The organism is Streptomyces sp. NBC_00631 (genome assembly GCF_045206895.1).
GTDB lineage: Bacteria > Actinomycetota > Actinomycetes > Streptomycetales > Streptomycetaceae > Streptomyces.
Genome location: NZ_CP107734.1, coordinates 9,087,136 through 9,108,640 on the forward strand (window position 1 = coordinate 9,087,136; position 21,505 = coordinate 9,108,640).

Annotated in this window: 19 protein-coding genes and 3 pseudogenes; 15 read left to right on the forward strand and 7 right to left on the reverse strand. The window is 69.2% G+C overall.

The window, feature by feature from the left end:
• Nucleotides 1–40: 40 nt before the first annotated feature.
• Nucleotides 41–952 (reverse strand): helix-turn-helix transcriptional regulator, encoded by a 912-nt coding sequence (locus OHB00_RS41360; protein ID WP_406442807.1) that lies wholly within the window; start codon nt 950–952, stop codon nt 41–43.
• Nucleotides 953–1,095: 143 nt separating this feature from the next.
• Between OHB00_RS41360 and OHB00_RS41365 the strand changes: the two genes are divergently transcribed.
• Complete coding sequence (locus OHB00_RS41365; RefSeq protein ID WP_406442809.1) at nt 1,096–2,037, forward strand: zinc-binding alcohol dehydrogenase family protein; 942 nt, start codon at nt 1,096–1,098, stop codon at nt 2,035–2,037.
• Nucleotides 2,038–2,053: 16 nt separating this feature from the next.
• Nucleotides 2,054–2,278, forward strand: a pseudogene (locus OHB00_RS41370) (SDR family NAD(P)-dependent oxidoreductase); the annotation flags it as partial.
• Nucleotides 2,279–2,682: 404 nt separating this feature from the next.
• Here the strand turns inward: OHB00_RS41370 and OHB00_RS41375 are convergent.
• From OHB00_RS41375 to OHB00_RS41385, 3 genes are all read right to left on the reverse strand, one after another.
• A complete protein-coding gene (locus tag OHB00_RS41375; RefSeq protein ID WP_406446390.1) occupies nt 2,683–3,438 on the reverse strand; it encodes a hypothetical protein in 756 nt (251 codons plus the stop codon).
• 782 nt (nt 3,439–4,220) lie between these two features.
• Nucleotides 4,221–4,721 (reverse strand): hypothetical protein, encoded by a 501-nt coding sequence (locus tag OHB00_RS41380; RefSeq protein WP_406442811.1) that lies wholly within the window; start codon nt 4,719–4,721, stop codon nt 4,221–4,223.
• A gap of 177 nt (nt 4,722–4,898) precedes the next feature.
• On the reverse strand, nt 4,899–5,471 hold the full coding sequence (locus OHB00_RS41385; protein WP_406442812.1) for a hypothetical protein: 573 nt from the start codon (nt 5,469–5,471) through the stop codon (nt 4,899–4,901).
• Between OHB00_RS41385 and OHB00_RS41390 the strand changes: the two genes are divergently transcribed.
• The 13 genes and pseudogenes from OHB00_RS41390 (at nt 5,463) to OHB00_RS41450 (ending at nt 19,050) form a co-directional block, all read left to right on the forward strand.
• The gene (locus tag OHB00_RS41390) at nt 5,463–6,137 is read left to right on the forward strand and encodes a siderophore-interacting protein (protein ID WP_406442813.1); all 675 of its coding nucleotides are present in this window, start codon (nt 5,463–5,465) and stop codon (nt 6,135–6,137) included. The genes OHB00_RS41385 and OHB00_RS41390 overlap by 9 nt on opposite strands.
• A gap of 201 nt (nt 6,138–6,338) precedes the next feature.
• Entirely contained in the window at nt 6,339–6,707 is a 369-nt protein-coding gene (locus tag OHB00_RS41395; protein ID WP_406442815.1) for an MFS transporter, read from the forward strand.
• Nucleotides 6,708–7,077: 370 nt separating this feature from the next.
• Nucleotides 7,078–7,431, forward strand: a complete 354-nt coding sequence (locus OHB00_RS41400) for a hypothetical protein (protein ID WP_406442817.1) — start codon at nt 7,078–7,080, stop codon at nt 7,429–7,431.
• 701 nt (nt 7,432–8,132) lie between these two features.
• The gene (locus tag OHB00_RS41405; protein WP_406442818.1) at nt 8,133–9,131 is read left to right on the forward strand and encodes a LacI family DNA-binding transcriptional regulator; all 999 of its coding nucleotides are present in this window, start codon (nt 8,133–8,135) and stop codon (nt 9,129–9,131) included.
• A 414-nt stretch (nt 9,132–9,545) separates the two neighbouring features.
• Nucleotides 9,546–10,844, forward strand: a complete 1,299-nt coding sequence (locus tag OHB00_RS41410) for an ABC transporter substrate-binding protein (protein ID WP_406442820.1) — start codon at nt 9,546–9,548, stop codon at nt 10,842–10,844.
• 52 nt (nt 10,845–10,896) lie between these two features.
• The gene (locus OHB00_RS41415) at nt 10,897–11,781 is read left to right on the forward strand and encodes a carbohydrate ABC transporter permease (RefSeq protein WP_406442822.1); all 885 of its coding nucleotides are present in this window, start codon (nt 10,897–10,899) and stop codon (nt 11,779–11,781) included.
• Nucleotides 11,782–11,787: 6 nt separating this feature from the next.
• Nucleotides 11,788–12,684, forward strand: coding sequence for a carbohydrate ABC transporter permease (locus tag OHB00_RS41420; protein WP_406442823.1), 897 nt, complete (start codon nt 11,788–11,790; stop codon nt 12,682–12,684).
• Entirely contained in the window at nt 12,681–15,302 is a 2,622-nt protein-coding gene (locus OHB00_RS41425) for a family 78 glycoside hydrolase catalytic domain (RefSeq protein ID WP_406442825.1), read from the forward strand. Before OHB00_RS41420 ends, OHB00_RS41425 begins: the two co-directional genes overlap by 4 nt.
• A 58-nt stretch (nt 15,303–15,360) precedes the next feature.
• Nucleotides 15,361–16,794 carry a family 43 glycosylhydrolase gene (locus OHB00_RS41430; RefSeq protein ID WP_406442826.1) on the forward strand — a complete coding sequence of 478 codons (1,434 nt, stop codon included), beginning with the start codon at nt 15,361–15,363 and terminating at the stop codon, nt 16,792–16,794.
• Nucleotides 16,795–16,985: 191 nt separating this feature from the next.
• Nucleotides 16,986–17,159, forward strand: a pseudogene (locus tag OHB00_RS41435) (transposase); the annotation flags it as partial.
• Entirely contained in the window at nt 17,159–17,452 is a 294-nt protein-coding gene (locus tag OHB00_RS41440) for a cation:dicarboxylate symporter family transporter (protein ID WP_406442827.1), read from the forward strand. The pseudogene OHB00_RS41435 and the gene OHB00_RS41440, both read left to right, overlap by 1 nt.
• A gap of 186 nt (nt 17,453–17,638) precedes the next feature.
• Nucleotides 17,639–18,739 (forward strand): hypothetical protein, encoded by a 1,101-nt coding sequence (locus OHB00_RS41445; RefSeq protein ID WP_406442828.1) that lies wholly within the window; start codon nt 17,639–17,641, stop codon nt 18,737–18,739.
• Nucleotides 18,646–19,050, forward strand: coding sequence for an ATP-binding protein (locus tag OHB00_RS41450; RefSeq protein ID WP_406446202.1), 405 nt, complete (start codon nt 18,646–18,648; stop codon nt 19,048–19,050). Before OHB00_RS41445 ends, OHB00_RS41450 begins: the two co-directional genes overlap by 94 nt.
• 935 nt (nt 19,051–19,985) lie before the next feature.
• Here OHB00_RS41450 and OHB00_RS41455 read toward each other — a convergent pair.
• The 3 genes and pseudogenes from OHB00_RS41455 to OHB00_RS41465 form a co-directional block, all read right to left on the reverse strand.
• Nucleotides 19,986–20,591 (reverse strand): hypothetical protein, encoded by a 606-nt coding sequence (locus OHB00_RS41455; RefSeq protein WP_406442830.1) that lies wholly within the window; start codon nt 20,589–20,591, stop codon nt 19,986–19,988.
• A gap of 57 nt (nt 20,592–20,648) precedes the next feature.
• Nucleotides 20,649–20,942 (reverse strand): hypothetical protein, encoded by a 294-nt coding sequence (locus tag OHB00_RS41460; protein ID WP_406446392.1) that lies wholly within the window; start codon nt 20,940–20,942, stop codon nt 20,649–20,651.
• A gap of 269 nt (nt 20,943–21,211) precedes the next feature.
• Nucleotides 21,212–21,376, reverse strand: a pseudogene (locus OHB00_RS41465) (IS1380 family transposase); the annotation flags it as partial.
• Nucleotides 21,377–21,505: the final 129 nt, after the last annotated feature.

Here is a 21,505-nt window from a genome sequence, read left to right on the forward strand (position 1 = left end):
ACGGACGCATCCGTCACATCGACGTCTATTACAAGGACGCTCAGGCGGTCGCCGAGCTCGCATCTCCGTCGGACTCCGGTGCTGCGGCGGGAACTTCCCGACCGGTCGGGTCGGGTCGGTCGGCAACCCAGCTCAGCAGCATCCCGAGGGCCTCAGCAGTCGGTGAGCCGAGCCGGGGCAGGTAGGTGAGCAGTGAGCGATCGGGACGTGCGGGCACGGTCAGCATGTGGTAGTCGAACTCGAGTGCACCGACGACGGGGTGCACGATGCGGGCGACGCCCAACCGCTTCTCCCGTACGTCGCCGGTCGCCCACAGCTGCCGAAACGGCTCGCTGCGGATGGCCAGCTCACCGACCAGCGCTGCCAGCTTGGCATCGTCGGGCCGGCGCCCCGTCAGCAGGCGCAGCTGGGCGACCGTCTCCGCGGCCATCGCCTCCCAGTTCGCGTACCGGGAGCGGGCTTCAGGGTGCAGGAAGAGCTCTCGTGCCGCGTTGCGGGGCTGCGGCATGCCACTCACGTCGAACACGGCCTCGGCCGCGGCGTTGGCCGCCACGATGTCGAGGCGGGCGCCGAGCAGCATTGCGGGCGCGTCCCCCATGGCTTCCAGCAGCCGGACCAGCGGCTCGTCGGGTACCGCTCTCGATGCCCGCCGCGTGGTTCCCGCCTGGGTGTCGGCTCGTCGCGGGCGGGCCAGGTTGCGCAGGTGCTCGCTCTCCACGTCCGAGAGGGCGAGCGCCTGTGCGACGGCGTCGAGCACCTGGTCGGAGACCTGCGCGGTACGCCCCTGCTCCAGGCGTTGGTAGTAGTCCGGGCTGACACCGGCGAGCAGGGCGACCTCCTCGCGTCGCAGCCCGGGCACCCGCCGCCGCGTGAGGCTGGGGGGCAGCCCCGCCTGCTCAGGCGTGATGCGCTCGCGTCGGGTGCGCAGGAACTCACCGATGGTCGTCTCCACCCCAGCGACGGTACGCCGCCGCCGACAGCCCTGCCTGGCCCTGCTGGACCCAGGTAACAGCGGACCTTCCTCGCGGCTCACCGGTGGACGAGCGTCAGACCTGCGCCTTCCACACGGGACGCGCGGAGAGGAAGACAGGACAGATGCGTGCAGCAGTAGTTCGAGAGTCCGGCGGCCCCGAGGCGATTGAGGTCGTCGAGGTGGCGACGCCCGATCCGGGGCCCGGAGAGGTACTGGTCAAGGTGGCCGGCGCTACGGTCAACTTCGCCGACATCATGGTGCGCACGGGGCTCAACGTTCAGTACGGCGCCACCGGGGCGCGCCCGCAGTTCGGCCTCGGCACGGATGTGGCCGGCACGGTCGCCGCGCTCGGCGAGGGTGTCACCAGGTTCGCCGTCGGGGACGCCGTCCTCGGTACTCAGGAGCGACTGGACCGGCCGCTGGGCACTCAGGCCGAGTACGTCGCACTCGAAGACTGGGAACTCGCCCCCGCGCCGAGTGGCACAGACCTGGTGCAGCTGGCCACGGTCGGGCTGAACGCGACCACCGCCGACCAGGCGCTGGACGCGCTGGCTCTGGAGCCGGGGCAGTGGCTGCTGGTGTCGGGCGCTGCCGGCGGCGTGGGGCTCTTCACGGTCGAGCTTGCGCGGCTGCGGGGGCTGAACGTGATCGCCCAGGCCGGACCGGCCGACGAGAAGCTCGTCCTGGAGGCCGGCGCGCAGCTTTTCGTCTCGCGCGACGACGACCTGGTGCCCACGGTGCGCCGGCTGGTGCCCGGCGGTGTGGACGGGGCGGTCGACGCGGCCAACCTGGCCGCCGGGGCGGCGGACGCCGTACGGCACGGCGGTGCGTTCGTGTCGCTGCTCAACTCCGCGCCCATGGCGCGCCGCCAGGTGCGGATGACCAATCTTGCGTGGCACACCGACGCCGCGCGCCTGGCCAAGCTGGCGGCATATGCGGGCGCCGGTCTGATCAGCCTGCGGGTGGCAAAGACCTATCCCCTGGAGCAGATCGCGGATGCCCACCGAGCCCTCGCCGAAGGCGGGCTCCGGGGCCGGATCGTACTGGTCCCGGACCATGAATGAGGCAGGCCTTGTCGCGATGAAGCGATTCGAGGGGCGCACGGTGGTCGTCACCGGGGGCTCCACCGGCGTGGGGCTCGGCGCCGCCGAGCGTTTCGTCGCCGAGGGCGCCACCGTCTACCTCGTCGGCCGCCGACAGTCCGAGCTCGACGTCGCGGTCGCCCGGCTGGGTCCTGCCGCGGTCGCGGTCCGCGCCGACGTGACCGTCAATGACGATCTCGACCGGCTCTACGCCACACTCGCCGAACGCGACGGACAGGTGGACGTGGTGGTCGCCAACGCCGAAGCCGATGAACCGGCCCCCGACGACCGCCGCCCCGCCATGACGCGTCAGGAAGTCATGAGCCCGGCTGATCCGGCTGTTGTCCCGTACCCAGCGGGTCAGACGTGCGTTCGGGCGTCGCCCGTACCAATGGCCCAGGGCATAGCCGAGGCTGTCGCCGGTGATCCCACCGGTCACGACGAGGGTGGCGAGGAGCACGGGGTTGAGGTCGCCTCGGCCCGCGATCGCGGACGCGAGGAGGATGACGGTCTCGCCGGGCAGCAGCACACCGACGAAGGCGCTGGTCTCACCAGCCGTCAGGGCGAACACGAGGACGTACGACCACCATCCGGCAGCCTCGACCAGAGCACCGACGTCCATGGCCGTCAGCCCGCTTCTCGCAGCGGGGCGGGTCCCGGGGTACCCGTCGGCTCAGACGCCCGGGTGCGGGGCCGGAACGACAGCACCCGCCCCCGCGACTCCCCGGTAGGCAAAGCGTCCGCGCCCCCGCGTGATGGCTTCTCCTTGTCCTCCGGGAGGTGCCCTGCGGCCCACCACGCCAGAAGGGGTACGACCACGCTTGGCAGCGGTGCGAGCCACAGGTCGCCCCCGGTCGACGTCCCCGTCACCGCCGCGAGCACCGCGATCAGCAGTGCGGCCGCCCGCGGCCAGGTCTTCGAGGTGGTGGCGACCACCGCCAGCGCCATCAGCACGTACCAGCCGGCACGGACAGTGGGCAGCGCCAGGTAGTCACCGAACAGGGACGCCTCGCGCGCCCCCCGCACCTCGGCGAAGACAACGAGCCCGGCCGTACCGGACAACAACAACGCGACGGCAAGCCGCATGTAGACCCGCTGATCCCGCCGGGCCAGCCAGAGCAGGCTCAGCACGGCCAGGGGCACCGGGGCGAGGGCGAGAATCCAGGTCAGTACCTGTGCCACATCGTGGACGAACGCCATTGCTCTCTCCGCTGCGACGGTCCCATAGGGGCGGAGACGTTCGGCGGCGGATGATGTCCAGCCGGCCTCGACCACGGAACCCTCTTCACGGACGGACGTGGCGAGGAGCCCGGTGTACACGAGCAGGGTCACGGCCAGGCCTGCCATCGCGCGCCGTAGGTTGCGCCGGACGGGGGCCTCCATCGGCCGGGTCCGGCTGAGAAGCGCCGTCCGCCGGGTACCGCGGGTGCGAAGGCCGCAGGCGGCCACGCAACTCACCGGGTCTCTCCGGCATTGCGCGCGGGGCTGCTCGGACGCTGCGTACTGGCCGCTTCCCACAGTGGCATGACACGCGCGGTCTTCTGCTTCGACATGTTCGGCGACGAGCATGCGGAATTCTGCGGCGATACGGGCTGGATCACGGCAGCCTCCTGATCAGTCACGGGCGCGTCATCCGGAGGCGCGCCGACTGGCTCTTCTTGTTGACCTAAATAAGTGGGCCGACCGTCCCGTTTATTTCCCGCACTGAATATGGCGTGCGTCACACGCTGGGGCGAGCGGGCTTGCGTCGACGCTGTCGATGATCAACCTGTCGGCACGGGCCTCCGGAAGCGGCTCTCTTCCACCTCGAAGTGGGCCCGACGATTGCTTCGCGCTGCTCAGTCGACAGGTTTCGGCAACGCGTGCGGCCGTACCGCTGGTTCGAGGTCGGCATGTTTACGAGCTTTCACTCCCACCGAGTGCGTGATGGAGATCGGGCCTCTTGCGCGTGGTGCGCGGGAAGGCAAGAGGGTTGGGGGCGCGGGCACGGCCGGTGGCTCGGGACGGCGACGTTGTCGATGACTTCCGCGGTGCTCCGGCCGAAGGGAGCCCGGCCAACCGGCCGGGCTCGACGGGCTGGGTGAGCACGTCCTTGTGATGCTGCCGGGGTGGTGACCCACCCCGTGCCGGCTCCGGTCGACCGCCGTGCGGAGACCGGGACTGCCTCAGAGCACGCAGCCGATGTGCGCCTTGGTGAACGGCAGTTCCACCGGGGCGCCGAACAGCGTGGTGGCGTACAGGCCGGCCTGGTTCTCATAGATCGCGATGGGCTGGTTACGCATGCCCATCAGGTCGCGCAAGTAGTGCTGGGACAGCTTTTCGCTGCCCATGACGGCGCCACCGCTGATCTCGAACACCTTGGTGACCGCGCCGAGGCACTGCCCGACAGCCTGGGAGGCCTCGAACCGGGACTGAATGCGCCTCTCGGCGGAGATCGGCACGCCCGCGACGACGTCGGCGTAGATGGGGTCCCAGGTGCGCGGGATGCGCGCACGCGCGTCCCTGACCAGGGTCACGGCCTCGGCCAGCCGGGTGTGGAGGGCCGCGTTCTGCGCGGCCGGCGCGCCGGTCGTGGCCGACACGCGGCGCCTGTTGTCGTCGATGAAGGCGTCGAGCGCCCCGGTTGCGGCACCGATCGCGCAGGACGCGATGTTGAAGGCCCACATCGACACCCAGGGAAGGTCGAGGACAGGGCCGGTGTTGACGGCCTTGCCCGGCTCGGTGTGGTGGTAGAGCGCGTCGACGGTCAGGGTCCGGTACTCGGGGACGACGGCATCGACCGTGACGTCCTTGCTGCCGGACCCCTGGAGCCCCGCGACCCGCCAGCTGTCCTGGTCGATCTCCTAGTCGGAGGCCGGCAGGAGGAACACCCGGAACTCGGGGCCCTCTCCTTCGTCCGGGATGACGCCGCCCAGGAGGATCCACTGGGCGTGGTCGACGCCGCTGAGGAACTTCCACCGCCCCGTGAGACGGAACCCGTCGCCGACGCGCTCCACCTTGCCGGTGGGAGCGAGGGACGAGGCCGCACGGGCACCCTGGTTCTCACTCCAGATGTCCTGTTGGGCCTGCTGGGAGAACAGCCCGAGGTACCAGGCGTGGCCGCCCAGGAGCGCGCCGACCCGGCCGCCGGCCGGACACGCCGTGGCGATCCGGACCAGCCCTTCCTCCCAGGTGGACGGGTCGACCTCGAGCCCGCCCCACTGGCGGGGCTGCACGGCGCGGAAGACGCCGGCTTCCTCCATGGCCCAGATGCTCTCGTCGGTTACGCGCCGGAGGTCGGCAGCCTTGTGTGTGTTCGCCTTCAGCAGCGGCAGGATGCCGTCGACGCGTTCCAGGTAGCGCGCGGATTCGACGGGCGGCCGGGGCGCGTCGGCTCCGGCGGGCCGTGAGGGCTGGAGAACGTCGGCGTGCGACACAAGTCACCGACCCGGCGCAGGATGCTCCGCGCCACCGTCTCCCGCACCGAACGCACCAGCCCGAGCTTCGTCACCCTCACCCTCCAGGGCTCCGACCTGGCGGACTTCGACCCCATGGGCGCCGACCAGCCATGCCGGTTGTTCTTCCGCCGCGACGGCCAGCGGGAACTCGCCATGCCGACCGCCTCGCACAACGGCTGGCTGGCCCAGTTCATGCTCATGCGGCCGGCCGTCCGCCCCTGGGTGCGCCTCTACACCGTGCGCGCATTCCGCCCTGGCGCATGCGAGATGGACATCGAGTTCGTCCTCCACGGCGACCACGGCGACCACGGCGATCAGGGCGATCACGCTGACGACGGAGATCACGGCGACGAGGGCCCCGCCTCCGCGTTCGCCCTGCGCGCCCGACCCGGCGACCCGGTACGACGGCGTCACCGTCCACTGGCTCCCCGCGACGACCACACCGCCGTCCCGGGACAGCTGGCTCTCAAGGCGGTCACGTCCTCCTGGAAGCTCCCCCCGGACCAGCGCGTCTACTGCTGGGTGGCGGGCGAAAGCGACCTGCCCACCGGACTGCGGCGCCACCTGATGAAGGAACAGGGCGTCCCGAAGTCCGACATCTCCTTCCTCGGCTACTGGAAGCACGGCAAGAGCAGCCACGGCTGAGAGGTGTCACCCCCCCCTCGAATGGGCGCCTCCCGCGTGCCACCGCGAGCGACGCTTCCTCCCCATACGGCACTCGACGCCGTGCCGCCCACCCTGTGTGCCCATTCCATCCGGCCGGAAGCGGATCCGGCATCCCACGTCTCTTCCCTGTCCGGGTGAACTGCCTTTCCGAGCCCCTCGCCCACCCTTTGGAGTACTCCCTTGTCTGCCGACAGAACCACCATGGCCCCCAGCCGGTCAGGCACCGACGCGTCCGGGGCTTCCCCGGGCGGGCGGCGTCTGGGCTTGGCGCTCTTCGTGATCGCCACGGCCCAGCTGATGGTGATCCTCGACGCCACGATCACCAACATCGCCCTGCCCGCCATCCAGACCGACCTGGGTGTCAGCAACGAGAACCTGGCGTGGATCGTCAACTCCTACGCCCTCGCCTTCGGCGGACTGATGCTCCTCGGCGGCAAAGCGGGTGACCTCTTCGGCCGGCGGCGCATCTTTCGGATGGGCATCGCCCTCTTCACCGTTGCCTCCCTGCTGGGCGGACTCGCCCCGAACGAGGGCCTGTTGATGCCCTAATCACCACGACCTTCCCGGCCGGCAAGTCACGCAACACCGCCATGGGCTTGTACGCGGCCATGGCGGGCGTCGGCGCCACCGTCGGCCTGCTGCTGGGCGGCACGCTGACCGACGCCTCGACTGGCGCTGGGTGTTCTTCGTCAACATCCCCACGGCCTGGCCGTCCTCGCCGGCACGAAGTCCCTCGTCGAGGCCGAGCGGCACCCCGGCCGTCTGGACGTCCCCGGCGCCATCACCGGCACCGGCGGTCTGATCGCCCTCGTCTACGGCATCACACGCGGCGGCGAGCACGGCTGGACGAACGGTCTGACACTGGCGTTCTTCGCGACGGCCCTCGTACTCCTGGCGGCTCGGCCTGAGCTTCGTCCCGATGACGCTGGGCGCGGTGAGCGGGGTCGGCCACCAGGACACCGGTGTGGCCTCGGCGCTCCTGAACACCGCCCAGCAGATCGGCGGGGCACTCGGGCTCGCGGTCCTGTCGACCATCTCCACCTCGGCCGCGAACGACAAGCTGCCCGATGCCGCCTCGTCCCTCTTCAGGGGCCTCGCCACCCAGGACCTGCCCTTGGTCGCGAAGGCGGGTGAGGCTCTGACGCGCGGCTACACCACGGCCTTCATCGCCTCGGGCGCCATGTTCCTGGGCGGACTGGCGGTCACGTTCCCGGCCATCAACGCGGGCAAGCAGGAGCACACCGAGGGCACGGCGCCCGTCCACATGGGCTGACCGCGGCCTCCGCCCACGGGGGCCGACCCCGCACCGGGCGGCGTACGGCGCCCGGCACGCTCACGACGACGTACGGCGGAGGCGGCCCACCGCGACGCCTCTGCCGTACAGGAGCGGGCAGATATGACGCCCCCTCATCTGGTGTCAAAAGCCTGCCACCGTACCGGTGAGCGCGGCCTGACGGATGTGCGGCGGCTCGTGGTCCGTGCTGCGCGGCAACCGTAGGGGGCGGTCGCGATGTCCTGAGGCCGACGATCCGGCAGCCCGCCCCACCACTCGGCAGGCAGAAACCGAGCGGTAGTGATGGCACACCTGGGCGGACGCCGCGGGGTGGTGCGGCGCCTCGGGCTGCCGCGTGCGGTGTCCCACTGGATTGATGCGCTTTAATTAGACTGGCGGAGCAGACTCACACATTCCCTGGAAGCCGTCTTGTTTCGGCCGGCGGACACTGGCCGGTGATCGCGCCGGAAGACGTCGGCGCTGCGCTGTGACTTGCTGTTATTCGATATCCCTATCCGTCCTTGGTGTCTGATGGGACTCGTAGAATTGGAACGCTTCAACGCGCGTCATGTATTCTGCGACTTGTCCGCGACAGCTTGGTCACTGTGAGTGCCGTGCGGTCCGGGGTTCGATGAGACCGGAAGTCGAGGAGCGCTGTGGCAACCGCCCGTCCGCGAGCACAGGGGCATGCCGGTCCGAGCATGCAGGACGTCGCCGACGCCGCGGGCGTCTCGGTCGGCACGGTCTCCAACGTCCTCAACCATCCGGCGAAGGTGAGTCCGGCGACGGCGCAACGCGTCCGCCAAGCCATCGGCCGACTGGGTTTCGTGCGCAATGACGCCGCCCGGTCACTGGTGTCGGGATCGACCAACAGTGTCGGCATGGTGCTCGCCGACATCGAGAACTCCCTGTTCATCGACATGGCGCACGGCGCGCAGGGCGCCGCTCGCGCGGTCGGCCAGAACCTGCTGCTCGCGAACACGGCGTGCGACATGACGCTTCAGGACGACTACCTGGACCTCTTCGACGAGTCCCGGGTCACCGGCGTGCTGCTGGCCCCGATGGAGGACTCCTCGGCCGGCATCGCCCGCATCCGTTCGCACGGGCGCCAGGTCGTGCTCCTCAACTACGCTCCGAAACCGGGCAACTGTTGTTCGGTGCTGGTCAACAACGAGCACGTCGGGTATCTCGCGGCCCGCCATCTCATCGACACGGGGCGCACGCGACTGGCCTATGTGGTCGCGCACGACGATTACCAGCCCGTGCGCGACCGGCGCCGGGGGGTGCGTGCGGCGGTCGAGGAAGCGGGCCCTGGTGTCACGCTGGAGGAGATCGACAGCGTCGGCCTGACCGCGCCCCACGGACATGTGGTCGGGCAGGATCTCGCGCGACGAACCCCCGGAGATCTGCCGGACGGCCTGATCGCCGTCACCGATGAGCTGGCCAACGCCATCATTCATGAGTTGCACACCGTGGCGGGGATCCGCGTGCCCGACAGGATCGCGGTCGTCGGCTGCGAGAACAACCGCGCGGCCGGCACTGCGGCGGTACCGCTGACCGCGGTGGACATGCCGGGCCGGATGATGGGGCAGGAAGCGATCCGGCTGCTGATGGACGAGGTGGCTTCGGGCGGCCAGCACCGTCATGCCACCGTCGTGCTGGAGCCCGAGCTGATCGTCCGCGCCAGCGCGCCGAGCTGATCGTCCGCGCCAGCGCGCCGAGCTGATCGTCCGCGCCAGCGCGCCGAGCTGATCGTCCGCGCCGGCGCCCTGACATCGCTCCAAGCGCTCCGCCGGCAGGGCCGCGACGTGCTGTCGGCACTCCGCGGCACCATGCGATCGGGCGGGCAGTCACTCCCTGCGCTCTTCGGATTGCTGCCGAACCGCAGTGGACTTCGCCCGAACTGTGCCCGTCCGCAGCTCTGATCGCCCGCATCAGCCTGCCGCGCTGATCAGCGGTTCGTCACCTCGCGCTCGCGGCAGTCCAGCCGGTCGCCCCGCAGGTGCGGTTCGGAAACATCCCCGACAGATCCTTGACACACGCAGAAACGGGTCATAGGTTCCCGGCATCCCTCCATTGAAGCGTTTCAACGCACTGCGCGCCGAGGAGCACCTGTGCACAAGACCCTCAGAACCCGTCGTATCGCCCTGCCGGTGACCGCTGCCACCGTGAGTCTGCTGCTCAGCGCCTGCGGCGGCGGAAGCGCCTCGGGCAGCGACGTCAAGGCGTTCACCCTCACCATCAATGACGACAACCACATCGTGCAGCAGGAGCTCACGACCCTGGGTAAGGGCTCGTGCGCCTCGCAGAACAAGGCTCTGCCGCTGAAGATCCAGACGTTGCCCATCGGCAACGTCGACCAGAAGGTGCAGCTTCTCGCCGGCCAGAACGCCCTGCCGGTGCAGTTCGCGGCGGGAGGGACCCCGCAGCTCACCAAGACGCTGGACAAGGCCGGGCAGGTCCTCGACCTGGAGAAGACGCTCAAGGGCCTCGGCGTCTGGAACGACATCCAGCCGGCCGCCGTCAAGACCGTCGAGAACCTCTATGGCAAGTTCAACGTGATGCCCTACCAGTTCAACATCGAGGGCATCTGGTACAACAAGAAGCTCTTCGCCGACCACGGCATCGCCGTCCCGGCCACGTACGACCAGTTGGTCGCGGCGGCGGCCAAGCTCAAGGGCACCGGTGTCACCGCGTTCTCCGCGGACGGCAAGGAAGGCTGGCCCCTCACCCGTCTGATCAGCGGCTACATCTACCGCGAACTCGGCCCGGACGCCCTGCAGGCGGTTGCGGACGGCAAGGCCAAGCTGACCGACCCCGCCTATGTGAAGGCCGCACAGGCCATCGCCGACCTGGGCAAGGCGGGCTACTTCGGCAAGGGCGTCGGATCGATCGACTACGACACGGCATCACAGCAGTTCCTGACCGGCAAGGCCGCCATGTACTACATGGGCAGCTGGGCGCTCGGCGACTTCAACGACCCGGCCAAGAACAAGATCGGCGCGGACAACGTCGGCTTCATGCCGTTCCCGACCGTCGCGGGCGGCAAGGGCAGCGCGGACCAGATCCCGGCCAACGTCGGCCTCCCGGTCGCCGTCTCCGCGAAGTCCTACAACGCCGAGGTCGGCGACTGGCTCTCCTGCATCAGCAAGAACTACGGCGCCGCCTCGCTGAAGGACCAGGGCACGGTCTCCGGGTTCAAGCCGGGCGGCGACACCGGCACGCTGCCGCCGCTCACCCAGACCGTCCAGGACACCATCACCAAGACCAAGACCAGCACCCTGTGGTTCGAGGCGCTCTTCAACACCAAGGCGACAGAGACCAGCCAGACGAACGCCGCGCCGCTCGTCAACGGATCCCTCTCGGCCAAGGACTTCATGCAGAAGATCCAGGCGGATCTCGACAACGGCTGACCCGTCCGCACCACCGTGATCCGCGCCAACCCCCCTTCGTGAGAGAGCCGACATGCGTTCCGTTCTGGGAGACCGCCGTGCCATCGCCGTCCTGCTGGGCCCGGCGCTGCTGGTGTACACCCTGGTCATGCTGGTACCGATGGGCTGGTCCCTCGGCTACACCTTCTTCAAGGGCAACGTCATCGAGGGCTTCACCTTCGGAGGGCTCGGCAACTTCGACAAGCTCTGGCACGACCCGCAGGCGCACTCGGCGCTGTGGTTCACGTTCAAGTACGCGATCGTGGTCAGTGCCGGGCAGGTCCTCTGCGGGTACCTGCTCGCACTGCTCTACGTGTTCGTCCTGCGCAAGTCGTCCGCGGTCGTCCGTACCCTGGTGTTCTTCCCGGTGATCCTTCCGACGGTCGCCGTGGCCCTGATGTTCCAGAAGCTCTTCGCCGTGGCGCCGCAGAACGGCCTGGCCAACGTCGCTCTCGAAGGGCTCGGCCTCCACCACGGCGACTGGTTCGCCGGCGCGGGCGGCTCCTTCATCGTCCTGGTCGTCATGGACGTATGGCGCTCCATGGGCTTCTACGGCGTCCTCATCTTCGCCGGGCTCCTCGACATCCCCGACGAGACCCTCGAGTCGGCGCGGATGGACGGCGCGACCGGATGGCGGCTGATCCGGCACATCGTCCTGCCGTTGTCCGCGCCCGTTCTGCTGTCCTCGGTCGTGTTCAGCATCAACGGCACCCTCAAGGTCTTCGACTCGGTCCTCGCCCTGACCAACGGCGGACCGGGCAGCGACACGACGCCCCTGACCCTCTACATGTTCCGCACCGCGTTCTCCTACGGCGACTACGGCTACGGCAGCACCCTCGCCTCGCTGCTCACCGTCGTATGCCTCGGGGTCACCCTCATCATCTTCCGCTTCTCGCGCCGCGACCTGACCAAGGGCTGAACCTCCATGACCGACACCCTGACGGCACCGCCGCGGGAAAAACTGGCCCGTCCCCGGCCGGGTACCGACCGAGGGGGAGCGTACGCCCGGCGCCTGACGCGGAACTTGCTCGTCGCCCTGCTGGTCGTCGTCGAGGTGGCGCCGCTGCTGTGGCTGCTGCTGAGCTCCTTCAAGACCCAGTCCGAGTTCGTCAACGACCCCGCCTGGTCGCTGCCGGGCAAGTGGGACCTGCACAACTACGCCGACGCCTGGACGAGCGGGCACGTCGGCCTCTACATCCGCAACAGCCTGATGGCCACCGCGCCCTCGCTCGTCCTCATCATCGTCCTCGGCACCGCCGCCGGCTTCGCCCTGGAGGTCATGATCTGGCGTGGACGCCACCAGGTCCTCCTCGTCTTCCTGCTGGGCATCATGGTGCCCAGCCAGATGATCCTGCTGCCCCTGTTCAGGGTGTACTTCCAGAGCGGGCTCTCCGGCACGATGTGGCCGCTGATCATCACCTACACCGCGGTCGGCCTCCCGCTCACCGTCTTCATGATGGCCACCTACTTCCGGGCCGTCCCGCGCGAGATGTTCGAAGCCGCCACCCTCGACGGGGCGAGCATGCTCACCGCGTTCTGGCGGATCGGATTCCCCGTCGTCCGCAACGCCGTCTTCACGGTCGCGCTGGTGCAGTTCTTCTTCATCTGGAACGACCTGCTCGTCTCGCTCACTTTCACCACCGACGACAGCCTGCGCACCATCCAGGTGGGGCTGCTCAACTTCACCGGGCAGTACGGCGAGACGGCCTACGGACCGCTGTTCGCCGCGATCAGCATCAACGTGGTCGGCGCCCTGGTGCTCTACCTGCTGATCAACCAGCGCATCATCAAGGGCCTGACCGCCGGGGCGGTGAAAGGATGAGCGACGCGCGGACCCCCGCGGTGGATGTCCCGACCGCGGAACATCATCGGGAGCCGTTCGGCATCGGCGAGTCGTCGCCCCGGATCTCCTGGAAGACCACAGCACCCGCCGGCTGGACGCAGCAGGCGCACCAGATCGAGGCCACCCGCGCCGACGGGACGTGCCGCACGGACTGGCTGACCTCCCGGGACTCCGTGCTCGTCCCCTGGCCCCTGCGGCCACTGGCGTCCAGGGAAGCCTGCGAGGTCAGGGTGCGGGTCCGCGGAACCGACCAGGTGACCAGCGACTGGAGTCAACCGCTGCGGATCGAGACGGGTCTGCTGACACCGAAGGACTGGACGGCCCGCGCGGTCTCGCCGCACGAGCCACACCGGCCGGAGATGCCGGAGAGACCGGGCGCCCAGCGCCGACCGCCCCTGCTGCGCAAGGAGTTCGCCGTCGCCGCGGACGTCGAGCGCGCACGGCTGTACGTTACCGCCCACGGCCTGTACGAGATCGAGATCAACGGCCGACGGGTCGGCGACCACGCCCTCGCGCCCGGCTGGACCAGCTACCACCATCGGCTGCGCTATCAGACCCATGACGTCACCGACCACCTGCGCGCCGGCGGCAACGCCATCGGCGCGTGGCTGGCCGACGGCTGGTACCGGGGACGGCTGGGCTTCGGCGGCGGCCACGACGACCTCTACGGCGACCGGGTCGCACTCATCGCCCAGCTGGAGATCGTCCACCGCGACGGAACCGTCACCGTCGTCGCCACCGACACCTCCTGGCGCACCGGCCAGGGCCCCGTCCTCTCCTCGGGACTGCTCGACGGCGAGACCTACGACGCGCGCGAGGAAGTGCCCGGCTGGTCGAGTCCGGGGTTCGACGACGGCGACTGGTCGCCGGTGGACATCGTCGACCGGGACCCGGCGACTCTGGTCGCCCCCACCGGCCCGCCGGTGCGCTGCACACAGGAGATCAGCCCTGTGCTGGTGACCGCCCTCGACGGCGACCGGTTCCTGGTGGACTTCGGACAGAACCTGGTCGGCAGGGTTTGCATCACCGTGTCAGGTCCGGCCGGGCACACCGTCGTCATCCGCCACGCCGAGGTCCTCCAGGACGGAGAGCTGTGCGTGCGCCCGCTGCGCGATGCGGTGTCCACCGACCGGTACACCCTGCGCGGCAGCGCCCCCGAGACCTGGGAGCCGCGCTTCACCCTCCACGGCTTCCGCTACGCGGAGATCACCGGCTGGCGCGGCGGCGATCCTCACCGCGACGTCACCGCCCGCGTCCACCACACCGACATGGCCCGCACCGGCTGGTTCGAATGCTCCAACGAGCAGGTCAACCGCCTGCACGAGAACGTGGTGTGGAGCCTGCGCGGCAACTTCGTCGACCTTCCCACCGACTGCCCGCAACGCGACGAGCGGCTCGGCTGGACCGGTGACATCCAGGTCTTCGCGCCCACGGCCGCCTTCCTGTACGACTGCCACGGCATGCTCGCCTCCTGGCTGCGAGACGTCGCCGTGGAACAGCACGACGACGGGACCGTCCCCTGGTACGTACCCGAGATCCCGGGCGGTGAGCAGTGGACCCCCGCCAGACCGGGCGCCGGCTGGGGCGACGTCGTGGCACTCACTCCGTGGGATCTCTACCGCGCCTCGGGCGACACCGCTCTGCTCGCCGCCCAGTACGAGAGCGCACGGCGATGGGTCGACCTCATCACCGAACTCGCCGGTGCGTCAGGCCTGTGGGACCGCGGCTACCAACTCGGCGACTGGTTGGACCCGTTCGCACCCCCCGAGGATCCCAGCGCCGGCCGCACCGACCGCCACCTCATCGCCACGGCGTACTACGCCTGGTCCCTGCGGCATGTGGCATGGACCGCCGACGTCTTGGGGCGCGAGGACGACCGGGACCACTACGGGGAACTCGCGCGACGCGTCCAACAGGCGTTCGCCGACGCGTACCTGCTGCCCGACGGCCGCATGACCAGCGACACCCAGACCGCGTACGCCGTCGCCCTACAGTTCGAGCTTCTCCCCGACGCGGAGTCCCGGGCCGCCGCGGGACACCGCCTGGCCGAACTGGTCGCGGCGGGCGGGCACACCATCCAGACCGGCTTCATCGGTACTCCGCTCGTGGCACCCGCGCTGAGCGCCACGCACCATGACGACACCGCCTACGCCCTGCTCCTCCAGCAGGAGTGCCCCTCGTGGCTGTACGCGCTGAAACACGACGCCACCACCATCTGGGAACGCTGGGACAGCATGCTGCCCGACGGCACCGTCAATCCCGGCGAGATGACCTCGTTCAACCACTACGCCCTCGGCGCCGTCGCCCAGTGGCTGCACACCACCGTCGCCGGGCTGACCATGGGTGCGCCGGGCTACCGGGACATCGTCTTCCGCCCGCGACCGGGCGGCGGCCTCACGTGGGCGAGCGCCGCCCACGAGTCACCGTACGGCCGCACGGCGATCCGATGGGAGCTGCAGGAAGCGCATCTCACCGTCGAAACGACCGTGCCCACGGGGGCCACCGGACGGATCGAGTGGCCTGACGGAGGCGTGAGCACCCTGCCGACCGGGACCACCACCACCCGACGGCCGTATCCCGGCTCCGACTCACACTGACCGGTCCATGATCCCGGTCGGTTCGCGCCAACACCCCAGCGAAACAAAGGAGTCTCGCATGAGCAGCCATCACGCCGCCGATGAGTCCCGCCCCGGAAGAGGCGGACATCGACAGCGCTCCGTCCTCGCCACGATCGTCGTCACCCTCCTGACGGTTCTCGGCTTGAACACCGCCTCCCCCGCACAGGCACTCAGCGGTGATCTCCGCATGCACGACCCGAGCGTCATCAAGGTGGGCAGCTGCTACTACGGCTTCTCCACCGGATTCGAGAACGACCCGCTCAACCCCAGCGGATCCATCACCCTTCGCAAGACGTGCGCCGGCACCGCGGCCTCCGGATGGACCAAGGTCGGCAACGTCTGGTCGTCGACCCCGTCCTGGATCACCGCCAAGCTCGGTTCGACCCCGCCGAACATCTGGGCCCCGGACATCAAGTACTTCAACGGCGTCTACCACCTGTACTACGCCGGTTCGCTCTGGGGCTCGAACTACGCGGTGATGGGCCTGGCCACCGCCACGAACATCGAGGGCCCCTGGACCGACCAGGGCACGGTCACGGACGTCAACTACCCGATCGACCCCAACGTCGACTGGGGACCGGACGGCCGGCTGTACATTTCCTGGGGCTCCTGGACCGGCAGCGGCACGTACATGCACGTCCTGGACCAGACCACGGGCAAGCTGTCCACCACCGACAACAACCTGTGGCACATCGCCGTCGGCATAGAGAACCCGACGATCATTCTCAACGGCGGCTACTACTACCTCTTCGGCTCCAAGGGCACCTGCTGCAGCGGCGTCAACAGCACCTACTACACCGTGGTCGGCCGCTCCAGCAGCATCACCGGGCCGTACCTGGACCAGAACGGCACCGACATGGCCTCCGGCGGCGGGACCACCGTCCTGACCGGCGCCTACCCCAGGGTGGCCGCCGGTGGCGCCGACGCCTACGACGACGGCACGTCCAAGTTCCTCGCCTACCACTACTACGACGGCGACAACTCCGGGCAGGAGACCCTCGACATCCGGCAGGTGACCTTCGCGGGCGGCTGGCCGCTCCTCGCCAGTCCGCTCGAGGCCTCGAACAACCACCTGCTGAACCGCAACAGTGCCAAGTGCGCGGATGTCTGGTCCCTGAGCACGGCAGACGGGGCGGCGGTGAACTCCGGCAACTGCAACTCCGGGGCCAACCAGCAGTGGGTGCCCACCGCCGTGGGCTCCAACTACGAGCTCGTCAACGTCAACAGCGGCAAGTGTCTGCAGATCTCCGGCGCCTCCACCGCGGACGGTGCGGTGGCCGTCCAGTCGACGTGCTCCGGGGCCTCGCACCAGCTGTGGACGAGGACGGCGGTGATCGGCGGCTACGTCAGCTTCACCAACGTGGGCAGCGGCAAGTGCCTGGAGGTCGCCGGGGCGTCGACCGCCAACGGCGCCGCCCTGGACCAGGCAACATGCACCGCCGGCGCCAACCAGCAGTGGATGGTCGTCTGACGCGCAGGGCAACCGCCGGCCGGCGGGGACTCCGGGCGGGCCACGCACCGCGGCCCGCCCGGAGTCCACATCCGCGTCCGGGGCGCTGGCGCCCGGTCGTGCCCCCGGGCCCGGCAGGCGAGGTCGCAACCAACAGGACGCTCCGGCGGCCGGGCGTCGGGTGGCGGCGCGCCGTCGCGGTCAGCTGACGGGGGAGGAGGCTCAGGGCCGCTGCCGTCCTGCTGGTCACCGCTGGCGACGGCACCAGCTTCCCCACCGTCGCCCACCTGGCCTCCTACGCCGGACTCGCGCCGACCACCACATCACTGTGGCGCAAGCTGCGCGGACCGATCGGGCTCGATGCCGCGCGATCAGGGAGGCTGCAATGACGCATGCCCCGGGCAACGGACGAGCCGAGCAGGCCGCGCGTATCGCGGCGAAGCCGTGGTACCGGCAGTTGTACGTGCAGGTGCTGGTGGCGATCGTGATCGGCATCGTGCTGGGCTGGCGGTGGCCGGATCTGGCCACCGGCATGGAGCCGATCGGTACGACGTTCATTACCGCGATGAAGATGCTGATCGGACCGATCGTCTTCCTGACGATCATCCGCGGCATCGCCGGGGTCGCGGACCTGAAGAAGGTCGGCCGCAGCGTGCGCAGCAGACCCATGACGAGATAGCCGCCGCCTCCTTCCTGAAGGCGGAGATCCCCCGCCTCTCCGGAAGCGAGTAGAAGGAGCTCCTGACCGCGGGCCGTAATCTCGAACAGCACGTCCTGCGCACCGGAAAACTGAACTACGTGATGGCCGCGGCCGACTGTCGTCAAACAAGCCCGTTTCCTTCTCGAACAGTGCCGGGTGGAAGGCATGGAACCCGCAGGCAGAGAGCACATCACCGCGGTCGTACGCCATCTGGAGATGCGCGCACACGCCCGCACCCTGCGCGGGCGGTGGACCGAAGCCGGATCGGCCGTCGGACAGGACACCGCCGAACTGCTTACGTCCGAACTCCTGGACCGGGCCGTCGTTCTGCAGGTCATCGACACCTGCGTACAGGTCATCCGTCAGGTCCACACAGCCCTGCTGGCCGACGGCATCCGGACACCGGTCACCACCACCGAGCAGTGGCGAGACATCCGCCAGGCCACCATCCAGGCCCGCCCGATCGATGCCCTGGCCTCGGCGTACCAGCGTGAGGCAGACCGGCGCGAGACCGGGAAACTCTTCCAGTGCCTTGCCGAGGCCCACCCCGACCTCGCCAAGGACTTCGCCGGCGATCCCCTCGCCTCCCACTGGCGCTCCCCATTCGCAGTCCTGCCCCAGGCCTGGGCCTGGCGCCAGGCCCAGGGTTTCCTGGAAACCCATCTGCTCCACGGACGCGAAGAACAACTGGAAGGCGAACTGGCCCAGATCGAAGCCCGGCTGCACGGCCTAGTGGAACAACTGGTCTGCGACCACGCGGCACATCACTGCGTCAGCCGCATGACCACCAAACACAAACAAGCCCTGGCCGCCTACGCCAGCGCTGTAGCCAACGCAGGCCAGGGAACCACCGGGTACGGCAAACGCCACCAGCGCCACGCACGCTCAGCCATGCAGACAGCGCAAGGAGCAGTACCGGCGTGGATCATGCCGTTGAGCCGTGTGGCGGAAACGATCAGCCCCGAACCGGACTCCTTCGACGTCGTCATCGTTGATGAAGCAAGCCAAGTGGGCCTGGACGGCCTCCTGTTGCTCTGGCTCGCGCCGCGCATCATCGTCGTGGGAGACGACCGCCAGTGCGCCCCGTTCTACAGCGGCAGCAAGCACGACCGGATCACCCAGATCTGGGGCCACTCGGCACGGGCAAGACCCACCTCGCCACCGGACTCGGCATCCGGGCCTGCCAGGCCGGCCACCGGGTCGCTTTCGGCACCGCCGCCCAGTGGGTCACCCGCCTCGCCGAGGCCCATCAAGCAGGTCGTCTGAGTGACGAGTTGACCCCGCTGGGACGGATCCCGCTGATCGTGGTCGACGAAGTGGGCTACATCCCCTTCGAGCCCGAGGCGGCGAACCTGTTCTTCCAGTTCATCTCGGGCCGCTACGAACGAGCCTCGGTGATCGTGACCAGAAACAAGCCCTTCGGGCGCTGGGGTGAGCTCTTCGGCGACGACACCGTCGCCGCCGCGATGATCGACCGACTCGTCCACCACGCCGAGATGATCTCGCTGAAGGGCGACAGCTACCGCATGCGGGGCCGCGACCTCGGACGGGTTCCCGCGGCCAACAGCGGGGAATGACCAGCATCAACTGACGCAGCGGGGGTCATTTTTCACCCGCCGGAATCGGCTCACATTTCAAGCGTCGCCGACAGACCGCCCCTTCACGATCACGAGCACGTCCTGTGACCCCGGCTTTTCGGCCGGGTTCAGGCATGCTCCCACGCTCCGGAACCCCGGTCGGTCTCGGCTTCCGTAGTAGTGCCCGGCATCCCCACGACGCTGAATGCGCCCCCAAGCGCCGGTGCAAAGGTGGTGCCGCACCGGTGGTGGGTAGCTCATAGTGGACTGCTTCACCGCCGTTGATCCCTTCAGGAACGGATGCCTGTGACGACTGCTGCCAGTGAGCCTTCTAGCGAGCGTGTCCCCGGCCGGGTGTGGACGATCCGCTTGACCGGGCACGCCGACCGGACCGCCACGGTCACCTGCAGCACCGCGGCATGCCGGATGCCGCCCCGCTCCAAGGACGTGGCGGGGCTGCGGGTGTTCGCCGCTCAGCACGCCGCCGCCCATGCGCGGGTGGCTACCGTTCATGCCAACGCCTGGTGCCACTGCGGCTCTTCGCAGTGCGCCGCCCACCCCGACACGGCTGTCCACTGCGCGGGCGGCGTGGCCCTCGTCCTCCAGCACGATCTGCTTGTAGGACGCGTCTGGACGCTGGAAGAGGTCTGCGAGGCGTGTGCCCCGTTGATCCCCAACGCCCGGGTCCTGGCACGCGTCACCCGGCCCTCACGCGCGAATCAGCGGCAAGACGGGCAGGTGCCGGCGGCGCAGGTGCCGGTGCTTGCACGGCCTGCTGTCCCTGGCGGGTTCTCCTCACCCACCGCCCAGCCGGCCGACGGCCAAATGCACCGGCCCCGCCGGCCGCGCCGCACCGCGCGTCCCGCCCAGCGCCGTGGCCAGGGACGCTGAACCAAGGCCGTGGCGTCATCGCCGGGATCGGCCGTGGATCAGGCTCATGCGGTAGTTTCGGGCTGTACCTCGTCCTTGGATGCTGCCGTCGGTTCCGGTGTACCGGCGGCGGTGTAGAACACCGAGGAGCCTTGCTTGGTCCGCTGGATGCGGCTCTTGGCCACCAGGTTTTCGAGGGTGGTGCGCACGACCTTGGTGTCGATGGTGCGCTCGGTGTGGGCCTGCCTGAGTACCTCGGCGATTTCCGCCGCGGAACGGGGCTCGCTCTGCTCGGCCACATGCTGGTGGATGAGGTCGACCAGAGTGGGCTGCGCCGTCTTCGCGACCTCCGTCTTGCCCTGGGAGCGTTGCGACGGTGCCTCCTTGGCCGACGGGCGTGTGCCGGACGCAGACGCCGGCTTCTTCCTGGGGGAAGGCACTGTGGCGCTGCCGGCGCTGGTCGGCTCGGGCGGGGAGGCCGGGGCACCAAGTGCCTGCCGCATGTTGAGCAGGACGGTGTGGTCTCGCTGCAGCGTGGCCAACTGCTCTTGCAGCGCTGCGAGTTCCGTTGTGATGCGTTCCTGCTCCTTGGCGTTGCGTTCGAGGTCGCTGGTTATCTGGCTGACGTAGTGCGAAGTCAACTCGGTGGTGTGGGTGGTGCTTTCGGACATCGCTCGCTCCTCGGGTTCCTGGCCTTGGCGAAGCCTCGCTGGGTCAGTTGCGGCGCGTCAGAAAGGACGCTCTGGCCGCAGTATGCTCCGACTCAGCGATATTACGGGTGGGAAGCCCTGTTTCCGCTGTGCGGTGGGCAGCGCCATGTGCTCTCGGATGGACATCGTCGCGGCGCGAGAGAGCTTATCGACGGGGCAGCTGCGGAAGCCATGTGGTGGGTCCCGGACGCCGACGTGCACCGGCCGCTGCCCGCCGATTCTGAACTGGTCCGGGCGATCGCCGTTCTCGCCCGCGCGCAGCAGGACACGGTGTGGAATCAAGAGTTCGTTCTCCACGGCGGTCTCCGTCATCAGACGCGTCTCCTTGATCATCAGATCCGCCGTTGATCAGACACTCCCGTCACAGGGGTCGTCTGGGCCTCGCAGGGCGATTGCCGCAGGCTGGTTCCGCGTGGCCTGTACGGGCCGGTGCAGGACTACCTCGAGGGCGTCTTGGGCGACTGACGCGTTCCTGAAGTGTGGCTGCTGCTGGTGCGTCGGTTACTGGCGCTTCGCTGTGCGGTCGCGCAGCAGCAGCCACTGGCTCGCGTCGGCGCCGCCTGAGCGCGCAGCCTCGGCCTGAGAGCGGCGGAGTACGCGGCGGTCAGCCCGGTGGCAGCAGCAAGATCCGCCAGCAACCGTGCCCCGGCATGCCCGGCCACCCCCGAACCATCGGCGCTGACACGAACCTTGGGACGCAGCCCGATAGCCTGCACGTAGAAAGTGCCCTCCGCCTGGACCGACAGAACCCCTCAGCAAGGTTCATCGTCCCAGGTCAGGAAGGCACTTTCGTGTTTCCGCCTCAAAGCCGGCCGTACCCAAGTGAAACGGCGAGGTCAGGGGGCCGCAGATATGTCCCAGGTACCGCCCGCCGT

Excerpts from the sequence above, each read along its gene's own strand:
- OHB00_RS41430 (WP_406442826.1), top strand. The coding sequence starts at position 15,361 with ATGAGCAGCCATCACGCCGCCGATGAGTCCCGCCCCGGAAGAGGCGGA.
- OHB00_RS41440 (WP_406442827.1), top strand. The coding sequence starts at position 17,159 with ATGACGCATGCCCCGGGCAACGGACGAGCCGAGCAGGCCGCGCGTATC.
- OHB00_RS41400 (WP_406442817.1), top strand. The coding sequence starts at position 7,078 with ATGACGCTGGGCGCGGTGAGCGGGGTCGGCCACCAGGACACCGGTGTG.
- OHB00_RS41405 (WP_406442818.1), top strand. The coding sequence starts at position 8,133 with ATGCAGGACGTCGCCGACGCCGCGGGCGTCTCGGTCGGCACGGTCTCC.
- OHB00_RS41365 (WP_406442809.1), top strand. The coding sequence starts at position 1,096 with ATGCGTGCAGCAGTAGTTCGAGAGTCCGGCGGCCCCGAGGCGATTGAG.
- OHB00_RS41455 (WP_406442830.1), bottom strand. The coding sequence starts at position 20,591 with ATGTCCGAAAGCACCACCCACACCACCGAGTTGACTTCGCACTACGTC.
- OHB00_RS41460 (WP_406446392.1), bottom strand. The coding sequence starts at position 20,942 with ATGACGGAGACCGCCGTGGAGAACGAACTCTTGATTCCACACCGTGTC.
- OHB00_RS41445 (WP_406442828.1), top strand. The coding sequence starts at position 17,639 with ATGGAACCCGCAGGCAGAGAGCACATCACCGCGGTCGTACGCCATCTG.
- OHB00_RS41415 (WP_406442822.1), top strand. The coding sequence starts at position 10,897 with ATGCGTTCCGTTCTGGGAGACCGCCGTGCCATCGCCGTCCTGCTGGGC.
- OHB00_RS41380 (WP_406442811.1), bottom strand. The coding sequence starts at position 4,721 with ATGTGGGCCTTCAACATCGCGTCCTGCGCGATCGGTGCCGCAACCGGG.
- OHB00_RS41425 (WP_406442825.1), top strand. The coding sequence starts at position 12,681 with ATGAGCGACGCGCGGACCCCCGCGGTGGATGTCCCGACCGCGGAACAT.
- OHB00_RS41420 (WP_406442823.1), top strand. The coding sequence starts at position 11,788 with ATGACCGACACCCTGACGGCACCGCCGCGGGAAAAACTGGCCCGTCCC.
- OHB00_RS41375 (WP_406446390.1), bottom strand. The coding sequence starts at position 3,438 with ATGGAGGCCCCCGTCCGGCGCAACCTACGGCGCGCGATGGCAGGCCTG.